The following is a 12,432-nucleotide window of genomic DNA, read 5'->3' as shown; positions in this document are numbered from 1 at the left end:
CGTTATTTTGTGTTTTTCTGAATTAATTCTCAATCAATTCCAACACAACAATCAACTCTAAAACTTTCAAACTAACACCAACAAAACCAAAGATTTTCAAGGAGTTAATTCAACCTTTACTTAGGTCATTCAGCGCCGCTTGGCGGGCCTCCCTTAGCAAGGACGGCGAATTATAGACACTTCCTAAACAAGGTCAACAGGCAAAACTAAAAAACTGCAAAATAAAGACAAAAAAGCGACATTAAGCGGAAATCGGGGCGGAATTGGTTATGGAGTAATCAATCTAAGATCAGAACGCCCCAGAGACGGAGAAAAAGCAACCAAACATTACATAAAGCGGGAGACTAGAAGCACCATCAACACGATAAACACAACTTAATGAGCAAAGTGCTGTATATCGACTAATTGTATTTCTGAGGCAGGAATAGGATCAGAGAAAAAATGCTGCGCGACACGCGCAAAACGGGTAGGCCCATCAGTTACGAGGAATTGCACATCCCCTTTAAGCGCTTTCATATTTAATAGCTGGCCTGCCTCTAATCTGCTCGCCACCGCATTTGCTGTCGTCTCTGCAGAATCAACCAGACTTACCGTATCACCCATCACGTCTGCAATTACATTTTTCAATGCAGGGAAATGTGTACATCCAAGAACAAGCGTATCGATCAAAGAGTGGTCTTCACGCTTGAACGGCTCAAGGCAGGTCTCTACTATTTGCTTGACCAGATCACCTGTGTGCCAACCTTCTTCAGCCAGAGCAACAAACAATGAACAAGGATGAGCAACAACAGAAGCACTAGGGAGGCGTTTCAATATTGCATTTTGGTACGCTTGATTATTAACAGTACCTTCGGTAGCAATAACACCTATATGTTGACTCTGTGTAGCATCACAGCTAGCCTCCGCACCCGGCCCCACAACCCCGATAACAGGGATATCTGGATATAGATATTGAAGAGGTTCAATAGCCACCGCGGATGCAGTATTACAAGCAATAACTAGCATCTTTATTTTACGCTCAATTAAAGCCTTAGCTGCCTGCTCCGCATAACGCGTCACAGACGAGGCACTTTTTGTGCCATAAGGAACTCGAGCAGTATCACCTAGGTAGATAAGGTTCTCATTAGGTAAACGCTGACGAATAGCATTGAGAACTGTTAATCCGCCCACACCCGAATCAAAAACACCTATAGGTAAATGGGCATTATGCACTAAACTCATCGTTTAGCTTTTTTCTTCTTATTCATTTTTTTCAACTGCTTAACGTGATCCCTGAAGCGTTCCTTCTTCGCAAGCTGTCGCGAACTTAATGGGTTCACTTTACCCTCAAATGGGTTATCACTCGATTTAAACTCAAATCGAATAGGTGTACCTTTAATCCCTAATACTTTAATAAACTTATTTTCTAAATAACGCTTATAAGAACCAGGAAGTGATTTCGTCTGATTACCATGAATAACAATAATCGGAGGGTTTGAACCGCCCTGATGAGCATAACGTAGTTTAATACGTCGGTTATTAATGGCCGGTGGTTGATGATCCGCAACTATATCTTCTAAAAGGCGTGTCAACTTACTGGTCGACCACTTAGCCATTGCGCAATCATAAGCCTCTTCCACAGAGTCATACATATTGCCAACGCCACTACCATGAAGCGCTGAAATGAAGTGCATACGAGCAAATTCTGCGAACTCTAATTTACGCTCAATCTGTTCCTTAACTTCTTCTTTCTCATCAGCACTCATACCATCCCATTTATTCAACGCGATAACTAATGAGCGCCCAGTATCGATAACAAAACTAAGCATATGCATATCTTGCTCAGTGATACCATCTCGAGCATCAATCACCATAACAACCACATGGGCATCTTTAACCGCTTGCAGCGTTTTAACTATAGAGAATTTTTCTACCGCCTCACGAATATTCTTACGACGGCGTATACCTGCCGTATCAATTAGTGTGTAGTTTCGACCATCTCTCTCATAAGGTATATAAACACTGTCGCGTGTAGTCCCCGCTTTATCAAAAACGACTACACGCTCCTCTCCTAGCAAGCGATTCACTAAGGTTGATTTACCAACATTTGGCCGACCAACTACAGCAATTTTGATCCCTTTTTGTACTTGAGCCATCATCTCCAACGACTCTTCAGTCAACTCAGGAAGCTCTTCTAGTACATACTCAATCAAAGAGGTAACGCCACGACCATGCGCAGCTGCAATCGCTAACGGATGACCTAAACCTATAGAAAAGAAATCACCAATAACAACATCCGGATTCAAACCATCTGTTTTATTAACAACCAAATGACATGGTTTATCTATTTTTCGTAAATAGTTAGCAATAACTTCATCCGCAGGATTCAAACCGGCACGACCATCTACCAAGAACAAGACTATATCGGCCTCATCAATAGCTTGAAGAGATTGTTTAGCCATCTCATAATCGATACCTTGCTCATCACCTGTGATGCCACCTGTATCGATCACGATGTAATCTTGATCTTCGCCTAGCTGGCCCTCGCCATATTTTCGATCACGCGTCAGTCCTGGCAAATCAGCCACTAACGCATCTCTTGATTTAGTTAGACGATTAAACAATGTAGATTTGCCGACATTCGGTCGACCAACGAGAGCAATTACCGGAAGCATGAACCCTACTCCTGCACTATGCAGGTAAAAACAAAACGACGGCTAAATGCAAAGCAAGTAGCCGCCCGAATCGAACAATTTAAATTACTGTATGCTCAACGCAGCCAAGCGGCCACTGTTTGTCAGCACATACAAAACATCGTCTTTGACGATCATATCGCCATAAACACCAGAAGAATCTACTTTATGCCTTGCCACAAAATGCCCATCGGTCTGGGACATAAAATGCAGATAGCCTTCGAAATCAGCCACTACAACTTCATTACCTACAGTTGCCGGCGCAGTAATACCTCTATTAGCCAGTTCAGCTTGACGCCAAACACTCGCACTACTTGCACGATCGAAGGCCTGTACAGCATCATCAGCCTCACTGACGTAGATATTACCAAAACCTGCCGCCAATGAATGATAGCTCGATACATCTTGAGCCCAAACAACCTGAGCACGGAATGGATTGATCGCAACCAAACGCCCTTGATAACTAGATACGTAAAGCATACGGTCAACTAACAATGGACGCCCATCAATATCCACCATACGCTCTAATTCTGAGCGACCCTGCGGTAAAGCCACTCGGCTTTCCCAGATCGCTACACCTTTAGCATTATCGATAGCAACAAGCTTACCGCTGGCAAAACCAGCAAAAGTAACATCACTCGCAACAATAGGTGAACTTGTACCGCGTAAGGTTAAACGGGGAATTTGACTATCATACAACCAGCGCTGCTCGCCTGTTGAAATATCAAACGCGATAACCTTGCCATTAATTAGCTGAAATACGGCTAACTCTTCATTGAACTGGGCTGCTGCACTCACTTCAGAGTTGACATTAGCACGCCACAATTCAGCACCATCATCACCAGAAAGGACAACAACTTCGCCCTCATCATTAGCAACAGCAACTCGACCAAAACCAGCGCCGACACCGCCAATCACTGTAGTCTCTAATTCAACTTCCCAAACCTTCTTACCCGTTTCCAGATCAAAGGCAAAAACAGAACCATCTTTGTCGGCAGCAAATATATGCTCTCCATCGATCACAGGCCTAACTTGATGATATTTTTCACCTAACCCGGAACCTACGGAAGCAGACCACAAAACAGATACTTTCTTTTCAGCATCAAAAGACACCAAAGGATTTGCTTCAACCTCTTCGCCATCATCGCCCCAAAAGCCACAACCAGCGATAAGAATAGATGCGATACTAACTGCAGCTAGACGACATAGACTTTTCATTTAACTCTCCTGTGCAGCGAGATCATTCAACTTCATCTCTAACAACGGACGGCTGTTTGCAGCGGAAGCACTCAATGCCGCTTCATACGCTGCTTTAGCTTTAGCTATATCGCCTTTAGAGAGATAAAGATCGCCTTTCAACTCATTCAAACTGACATCATAACCCGCCGTTGGAATGCTATCGATTATGCTAATTGCTTTGTCAGCATCGCCCTGATCAGCAATAACACGCGCCTTGCGCATACTAGCTAACACATACATTGATTCTGTTGGCTGATGAGCTAAAACCCAATCTAGCTCTTCGACCGCTTTATCTAACTGACTTTGCTCAACAGCAACACGAGCCATGATAAGAGCAGCATAATTAGCATATGCAGTGCTATCGTATTCTGACTTAAGCTGACCACTGAGATGATTAGCTGTTGCTAGCTTTGCTTCATCCTGCTGAGGCCCTATTGCACCGACAACAGAGTCTAAAAGATTCTGATATAGAATAGATGCGTTTTCAGCCTGAACAGCTTCTTGCTGCTGCCAACCTTTCCAGCCAAGAACGGCCGCTAACGCTACTGCAATCCCTAGAATCAAGGATTTCCCATTCTCATCCCACCACGACTTTAGCGCCTGGACTTGTTCTTCTTCGGTGCGTAGCTCTGCCACCTTAAACTCCTGTGCCTATGTTCAAATTCAATAAATTAAGATTATGCGCTATGGCATTTAATAATCGTTTCTAGCATTTGAGATTCAGTTAGATCAAACACTGGTTCTTCTTGGTGCCAGATTGTACCGCAAAGCTGCTGATTATCAGACTCTTTTACTAACAGAACAATAGGCGCACCTGATTGTTGTGCTTTCTGCTTAATATTTTTCAATCCACCACAGTGGACCCGCACCCTTAAACTTGGGCACTGATCGCGTAAGCGATCAGCTAAAAGTACAACCTGAGACTGCAACCCTTTCTCTTCTGCTGCCACATAAAGATCAAACGGCAAGCGCACCTTTTCAGGTATAAGTTCCAATGTCTCAAGTAATAAAATTAGGCGTTCAACACCCATAGCAAAACCAACAGCAGGCGTTGGTCTACCACCCAACTGCTTCACTAGGCCATCATAACGACCGCCAGCACACACTGTACCTTGGGCACCTAATTTATCAGTCACCCACTCAAATACAGTTTTGCAATAATAATCCAGCCCACGCACTAAACGAGGATTAACCTCATACGCAATACCCGCCGCATCTAATATCGACGTTAATTCCTGAAAATGTTCTCGTGACTCAGCATCCAAATAATCACTTAATACGGGTGCATCATTCAAAAGCGCCTGCGTCTGAGGCGCCTTACTATCAAGAATACGTAGTGGATTAGAATCTAAGCGACGAAGGCTGTCTTCATCTAACTGATCTTTGTGCGCACTAAGAAATACAACCAATGCCTCTTTATATTCAGCACGCGCCTCATTACTCCCCAACGAATTCAATTGAAGAGTAACCGAGTCCAATAAACCTAGCTCTTTCCATAAGCGCGCACTTAACAAAATCACTTCGGCATCTATATCTGCATGAGGCATACCGAACGTTTCAACACCAATCTGATGAAACTGCCTATATCGACCTTTTTGAGGTCGCTCATAACGAAACATAGGACCTTGATACCAGAAACGCTGCATCTGATTAAATAGCAGACCATGCTCTTCCGCTGCACGTACACAACTGGCAGTTCCTTCTGGACGAAGCGTTAAACTCTCTCCGTTTCGATCCTCAAAGGTATACATCTCTTTTTCAACAATATCAGTCACTTCACCTATAGAGCGCTTAAACAAACTCGTTTGCTCAACAATAGGCATACGAACTTCACTATAAGCATAAGCGGAAAGTACATTTTTAACGGTGCTTTCAAGATACTGCCACACTGGCGACTGATCAGGCAGGATATCATTCATCCCACGAATGGCTTTAATTTTGGCCAAAACAACAACTCACACGACTATAATTTATTCAGAAACAGGAAGATTCACACGAACTACATTTTTATTACTATAGGGCGTTAGATCAAACGACTTACCATTGTAGGTGAAGTTACCTACCGCATCGGCTGCACCGATAAGAACGCTCAGAGGAGGCTTACCGGTCACATTAACACTCTGACCTTTACCCCTTAAGTTATTAAATAACTTTTTACCGTCGCCATCTTGTATAGATACCCAACACTCCGCAACAAAATCAGCAGAGACTGTAATTTCAGCATTGCTATCAGCGCTTTCAACACTCGCCTCAGTAGAGGCTTTATTTTCATCTATAGCTTGCTGCAGTTTCTCTTGCTCCTCTGCAGAAAGCTCTGGCTGAGTTTCCCCATCCTGCGCTGCACTAGGCTTGTTATCTACGCTTTCATCTAAAGGTCTATCATCTAACATAGGTAACGCTAATGTAGCCGTACCATCTTCCAGCACAGTGACATCACCCGCCTGTGAAGAGGAATCCGTCATTTCTGTCGTTTCACTTTCTGTAGATGATGTTAAGTCTAACGAGCCACCATATTGGGTCTGCCACCACCAAAAAGAGACACCTAAGATAGCCAAGACAAAAACCCATGTGAAGAGTTTCATCAAAGGGTCGCCCATTTTAACCTGCTGACGAACACGACTAACAGGACGAATAGCCCCTTTACTCGAACCTTCCCCATGAATCGCGACAAACTCTGCAACTCGCGCATCTATATCTTCCATGCCAAGCATTTTGAGATAAGCACGAATATAACCTTTAGCAAACACCATGCTTGGTAAGCCTTTTAAACTCCCAGCTTCGATGCAGCGAAGATAATCGGCAGGCAAGTTCAAATCTGCAGCCGCTTGCTCTATAGAAACAGAACGAGATTCACGAGCAGATGTCAGGCGCGCACCCCACTCTTCTGCCAGTAATTCAGGTTGACACTCTTGTTCTTCACTGTTCAACGCGCAGACTCCTCATACTGACGATACTCTTCTGAATTCGGATAAAGGTTTTTAAGGATTAAAGCAAAAGTCGCCGCACGGGTTGCCTCTCTATTATGACGAGCCAAACGAATACCCACCCAAAGACTTTTTGCATAATGATCAACACGTCGATTCTCTACTAAAGTAAGAAATCGATCAAAGTAATTTTCAGCTTCTAAGTAATTACCTTCAAGCAGATACAGCTCTGATAGCTCAACTAAGGATACCGGCCGATTTGCTGTGACTTGAAGGGCACGCTTAAACGCATGAACAGAGGCTTCTTTGCGATCTAACAGACGATAACAACGGCCTAAATTCTCAAACGCTTGAGATCGTAAGTTATAGAAAGGATCTTCAGTCGCTCTTGCTAACTCTTCACAGGCTTCAGCGTAACGCTCATTCGAAAAGAGAAAAGCACCAAAATTATTATGAACCATAGCCGAATCTGGCGCGACAGCAATGGCTTTGCGGAAATATGTCTCGGCCAGCTCACTATCACCTTCTAACTGGAAGGTCAGAGCTAATCCATTATATGCTTCAGCGTAACCACCATTAAGCTCTATAGCACGCTGAAATGATTGTTTTGCAGTTACCGTATCGCCATTTTGAAGGTACTGAAATCCCAATCGAGAATAAGCTTCATGAGCAACCGTATTATTACTCTCTGGTTGGGAACCTTTTGTCGTACAACCTACGACGACTAGCACCATAAATAGAGCGAGTACCAGTTTGATTCCTCTCACGCTTTTCTTCCCTCTTATTGTTATCGATGACGCTTACTCACGCCCTTCTTGCACTACAGGTATATATTTCTGGCTACGCCGCGTTCTATCTACAACTTGACCGACTAATTGACCACAAGCAGCATCAATTTCATCACCACGTGTGCGTCTTACCGTTGTAACAATGCCACCATGAACGATTATCTCTTTAAATGCCAGAATTCTTTCTTCTGTTGGGCGCTCATAGCCTGAATTTGGGAATGGGTTAAACGGTATAATATTTAACTTCGATGGCATACGGCGCAAAACTTTCAACAATTGCTTAGCATGCTCCGGTTTATCGTTCACACCATTAATCAATGTATATTCAACAGTGATAACCCTTTTATCACTAAGTTTACCTAAATAACGATTACATGCATCAACCAAATCATTAATAGGATAACGCTTATTAATAGGCACGAGAATATCACGTAAATCATCATTCGGCGCATGTATAGAAACAGCTAAAGAAACATCAGTCACTTCAGCCAGCTTATCTATTGCGGGAACAACGCCTGCGGTTGACAAAGTAACACGTCTTTTCGATAAGCAGTAAGCATTATCCTCCATCATCAACGTCATAGCATCAACTACGTTGTCAAAGTTCATTAGAGGTTCGCCCATACCCATCATAACCACGTTAGACACAACACGCTGAGACGTAGTGTTGTAATCGCCGTATGACCGAATAGCTATACGCAGCTGCCCAATAATTTCTGCAGCGGTGAGGTTACTATTAAACCCCTGCTTACCCGTCGAGCAGAAACTACAATCTAAGGAACAACCAACTTGAGATGATACACAAAGTGTTTTTCGCTCACCATCGGGTATTAATACTGCCTCGACACTAGAGCCACTTTCTGTACGGATGATCCATTTTTTAGTGCCATCTTTCGAAACTTTTTCTAACAAAACTTCAGGCTCACGAATTTCCGCTACTTCTTCAAGCTTGATGCGCAAAGCCTTGCTGATATTAGTCATCTCTTCAAAGCTAGACGCTCCAAGCTGATGAATCCATTTAATCACTTGAGTTGCACGGAATTTTTTCTCGCCTATTTCTTCAAAAAAAGCTTCCAGCTTTGCAGGTGACATGCCCAGTAAATTAACTTTTTTGGTGGATTCAGTCATAGATGACAGTGCTCATAATTGGGGTAGATCAATAGACCGCTCATATCCAAAGGCATAAGCGGCCTGGACGGTAATTACTTACCGAAGAAGTAAGCGATTTCGCGCTCAGCAGACGCTGGAGAATCAGAACCATGTACCGCATTTGCATCAATAGACTGTGCAAAATCACGACGAATAGTACCTTCAGCAGCTTCTTGAGGGTTAGTAGCACCCATAAGCTCACGATTTAATGCAATTGCATTGTCGCCTTCAAGAACCTGAACAACAACAGGACCTGAAGTCATAAATTCAACAAGATCACCAAAGAAAGGACGCTCTTTATGCTCTGCATAAAAACCTTCAGCTTCTTCTTTAGAAAGCTGCTTTAGTTGCATTTCAACAATTTTAAGACCGTTAGACTCGAAACGAGAAACGATTTTGCCAATAACATTCTTAGCAACTGCATCCGGCTTAATAATTGAAAACGTACGTTCAAGTGCCATGTTTAAAGCTCCAAAATAAAATAAAACAAAAAGAATTATCTGAAAACCCTTACAGTTCTGTTACACCGCATAGTTAACCGATATAAAACAATCGACAAACTGCAATAAGGCTTTCGGATGACCCCTACAAAAATCCAGCGCGCAATTATACGCTAGAGCGGCGCCAGAAAACAGCCATTAAAAAACAAGAAAACCCGGCATAACCGGGTTTTCACAATAAGTTGGAAATTAATCCATCTCTTCTATCCAGGCCATTTGTATCCCTTCTAGAATTTTCTCTCCACAACGATCAGGATCATCATCAAAATCTTCAAGATCCATTACCTTCTGATAAAGGTCAGGAAAGCCAATTGCCATAGGGTCTTGCTCAGGATATTTCTCTGATAATTCAATCGCGATATCTAATACATCTACCCACTTAAGACTCATATCAATCCCTTTAGTGACGTTCAGAAACCTGATTAATTGTATACTTAGGAATTTCGACCACTAAGTCTTCATCAGCTACAACCGCTTGGCAACTTAAACGAGACTCAGGCTCTAACCCCCAAGCTTTATCTAGCATGTCATCCTCAAGCTCATCAGATTCCTCTAAGGAATCAAACCCCTCACGCACAATCACGTGACAAGTTGTACAAGCACAAGACTTTTCACAAGCGTGCTCAATCTCAATTCCATGAGCAAGCGCAGCATCACAGACCGTAACCCCTGGCTCAGCGTCAATCACCTTACCTTCAGGACATAATTCATCGTGTGGCAGAAAGATAATCTGCGGCATCACTCACTCTCCCCAAGTTCATCAATACTGTGTCCTTGCAACGCTTTTTGAATGCTATGATCCATACGACGCGAGGCATATTCATCCGAAGCTTTTGACAAGGCAGCAACACCTCGCTCAATAGCCACCAGATCACTACCATTACGTAGCTCAATTAACTTTTCAATTTCACTTTCTAGTAACTTGTATTCATCAGGACTTAATAACTGCTTGCCATCTGCTACTAACGCATCCTGAAGAGAAACAATTAACCGATCTGCATCCACCTGCTGTTCACGCAATGCACGCATATCTTTATCTTCAGCTGCATTCAAATAAGACGCTTTTAACATCTCAGCAATTTCAACATCGCCTAAACCATAAGAAGGCTTAACCTGAATACTACTTTCAACACCTGAGGTAAGCTCTTTAGCATGCACACCCAACAAACCATCGGCATCCACTTGATAAGTAACACGAATCTTAGCAGCACCTGCTGCCATCGGCGGTATACCCCGCAAAACAAACCGCGCTAAAGAACGACAATCCGATACCAACTCACGCTCACCCTGAACAACATGAATCGCCATAGCCGTCTGGCCATCTTGATACGTGGTAAACTCTTGAGCGCGCGCAACAGGAATAGATGTATTCCTATGTATAATCTTTTCCGTTAACCCCCCCATAGTCTCAATACCTAGAGAGAGAGGAATAACATCCAGCAACAACATACCGCTATCAGGCTTATTACCTGCCAGCACATCTGCTTGAATAGACGCACCAACCGCAACAACGCAGTCTGGATCTATTTTTATATGAGGTTCACGTGCAAAAAACTGCTTTACCTCTTCCCGCACCAATGGCACACGAGTTGAGCCGCCCACCATCACAACCTCAAGCACATCTTCAGCTTCAACCGATGCATCTTTCAACGCCCTACGGCAAGCACGGATAGTACGCTTAACCAGAGGCGAGACCAATTCATCAAACTTTGCTCTCGTCACGGTAATGGACTGCTTACGCCCTTTAATTTCAAGATCAATGGTCGCTTCGTCAGTGCCACTTAACACCTCTTTCGCTTGTTTTGATTTTTCCATCAAATAGCGAGATACCGAGTTACCATCAATATCTATATCTAACTGTTGCGCTATCCAGTCGGCCAAAGCCAAATCAAGATCATCTCCACCCAGTGCACTATCACCACCGGTCGACAACACTTCAAACACGCCCTTATTTAGACGAAGTATAGATATATCAAAGGTACCACCACCAAGGTCATAAACGGCAATAACGCCTTCCTTTCCTTGATCTAAACCATAAGCAACAGCCGCAGCCGTAGGCTCATTTAACAAGCGAAGCACTTTAATATTCGCTAAGGTAGCCGCATCTTTAGTCGCTTGCCTCTGTGCATCATCAAAATAGGCTGGCACCGTAATAACAGCACCGGTCAGCTCGCCGCCTAATGCTTCTTCTGCACGCGCCACCAACGTTTTCAATATATCAGCAGAGACCTGAACAGGGCTTTTATTTCCAGCCGCTGTTTTAATGTAAGGCATACCACCATCATTAACATCAAACTGGTAAGGCGCTTCATCTCCAAGCGTCTTAAGATCACTAACCCCACGCCCCATTAATCGCTTAACAGAGATAATCGTGTTATCAGGATCAGAAGCAGCATAAGTACGAGCCTCAGCACCTACTAAATGATTCCCGCAGGGCATATATCGCACAACGGAAGGCAATAAATGCTGACCATCAATATCGGGGATAGTAACAGCTTCGCCACTTTTAACTGATGCGACAAGAGAATTGGTTGTCCCTAAATCGATACCCACTGCCAATTTATGCTGATGCGGAGCCTCGCTCTGCCCCGGTTCTGCTATCTGTAATAGCGCCATAGTATTGCGTTAACCATCCAGCCTGTCTTCAAGACGTTCTATCTCAACAACAAGCTTTTCTAAAAATTGCATTTTACGCACAGCTTCAGTAGCAGCAGTTAATGCTCCTTCCCGATAATCCTGTGCAAACTGTTCGCGCAAAGTCTTTAACATACCCTCAACTTCAGCTAGTAGATCTTCTAGCTCTGCATAAGGGTCATCCTGATCAGGAATCTCCTCAAGTCGCTCTCTCAACTCCATCTGCTGCATCAAAAACATCGGCGCAATAGGTGTAGAAGATTCACTTTCCGTATCGATTCCCTGCAACAACAAAAGATATTGCGCTCGCAACAGCGGTGATCGCAGCGTTGCCACGCCCTCATTAAGGAAGGACATATACTGCACAGACATACGCTGTTCACGATCAGATAGGTGAGCATAACGATCAGGATGAAGTGTTTTTTGTAATTCGCGAGAACGATCAGCCAATTCTGACTGATCTATATCGAAAGATACCGGCAGACCGATAAACTCAAAGAAATTTTTACTGATATCCATCATTCTG

Annotated in this window: 13 protein-coding genes; all 13 read right to left on the bottom strand. The window is 43.5% G+C overall.

Annotation, left to right across the window (positions count from 1 at the left end; all coding sequences use genetic code 11):
• Positions 1-375: 375 nt before the first annotated feature.
• Positions 376-1,221, bottom strand: coding sequence for a glutamate racemase (gene murI / locus Q4486_RS13375; protein WP_303519759.1), 846 nt, complete (start codon positions 1,219-1,221; stop codon positions 376-378).
• Positions 1,218-2,654, bottom strand: coding sequence for a ribosome biogenesis GTPase Der (der, locus tag Q4486_RS13370; RefSeq protein ID WP_303418798.1), 1,437 nt, complete (start codon positions 2,652-2,654; stop codon positions 1,218-1,220). Before der ends, murI begins: the two co-directional genes overlap by 4 nt.
• Positions 2,655-2,738: 84 nt before the next feature.
• Entirely contained in the window at positions 2,739-3,890 is a 1,152-nt protein-coding gene (gene bamB / locus Q4486_RS13365) for an outer membrane protein assembly factor BamB (RefSeq protein WP_303418801.1), read from the bottom strand.
• Positions 3,891-4,547: a tetratricopeptide repeat protein gene (locus tag Q4486_RS13360; RefSeq protein WP_303418804.1), complete on the bottom strand. Its 657-nt coding sequence runs from the start codon at positions 4,545-4,547 to the stop codon at positions 3,891-3,893.
• A 41-nt stretch (positions 4,548-4,588) separates the two neighbouring features.
• On the bottom strand, positions 4,589-5,830 hold the full coding sequence (gene hisS, locus Q4486_RS13355) for a histidine--tRNA ligase (RefSeq protein WP_303519761.1): 1,242 nt from the start codon (positions 5,828-5,830) through the stop codon (positions 4,589-4,591).
• Between the two features lie 51 nt (positions 5,831-5,881).
• Positions 5,882-6,838, bottom strand: coding sequence for a RodZ domain-containing protein (locus tag Q4486_RS13350; protein WP_303418806.1), 957 nt, complete (start codon positions 6,836-6,838; stop codon positions 5,882-5,884).
• A complete protein-coding gene (pilW, locus tag Q4486_RS13345; protein ID WP_303519757.1) occupies positions 6,835-7,602 on the bottom strand; it encodes a type IV pilus biogenesis/stability protein PilW in 768 nt (255 codons plus the stop codon). Before pilW ends, Q4486_RS13350 begins: the two co-directional genes overlap by 4 nt.
• Before the next feature lie 33 nt (positions 7,603-7,635).
• Positions 7,636-8,751, bottom strand: coding sequence for a 23S rRNA (adenine(2503)-C(2))-methyltransferase RlmN (gene rlmN, locus Q4486_RS13340; protein WP_303418812.1), 1,116 nt, complete (start codon positions 8,749-8,751; stop codon positions 7,636-7,638).
• A 74-nt stretch (positions 8,752-8,825) separates the two neighbouring features.
• Positions 8,826-9,233: a nucleoside-diphosphate kinase gene (gene ndk, locus Q4486_RS13335; protein ID WP_303519755.1), complete on the bottom strand. Its 408-nt coding sequence runs from the start codon at positions 9,231-9,233 to the stop codon at positions 8,826-8,828.
• Between the two features lie 228 nt (positions 9,234-9,461).
• A complete protein-coding gene (gene iscX / locus Q4486_RS13330; RefSeq protein WP_303418814.1) occupies positions 9,462-9,662 on the bottom strand; it encodes a Fe-S cluster assembly protein IscX in 201 nt (66 codons plus the stop codon).
• A 10-nt stretch (positions 9,663-9,672) separates the two neighbouring features.
• The gene (gene fdx / locus Q4486_RS13325) at positions 9,673-10,011 is read right to left on the bottom strand and encodes an ISC system 2Fe-2S type ferredoxin (RefSeq protein ID WP_067869926.1); all 339 of its coding nucleotides are present in this window, start codon (positions 10,009-10,011) and stop codon (positions 9,673-9,675) included.
• Positions 10,011-11,888, bottom strand: a complete 1,878-nt coding sequence (gene hscA / locus Q4486_RS13320) for a Fe-S protein assembly chaperone HscA (protein ID WP_303519753.1) — start codon at positions 11,886-11,888, stop codon at positions 10,011-10,013. Before hscA ends, fdx begins: the two co-directional genes overlap by 1 nt.
• A gap of 9 nt (positions 11,889-11,897) precedes the next feature.
• Positions 11,898-12,425, bottom strand: coding sequence for a Fe-S protein assembly co-chaperone HscB (gene hscB / locus Q4486_RS13315; protein ID WP_303418820.1), 528 nt, complete (start codon positions 12,423-12,425; stop codon positions 11,898-11,900).
• Positions 12,426-12,432 lie beyond the last annotated feature (7 nt).

The sequence above is a fragment of the Neptuniibacter sp. 2_MG-2023 genome, from assembly GCF_030547495.1.
Classification (GTDB): Bacteria; Pseudomonadota; Gammaproteobacteria; order Pseudomonadales; family Balneatricaceae; genus Neptuniibacter.
Note: the sequence above shows the minus strand (reverse complement) of the source record. Positions and strands in the feature narration are given on the sequence as shown.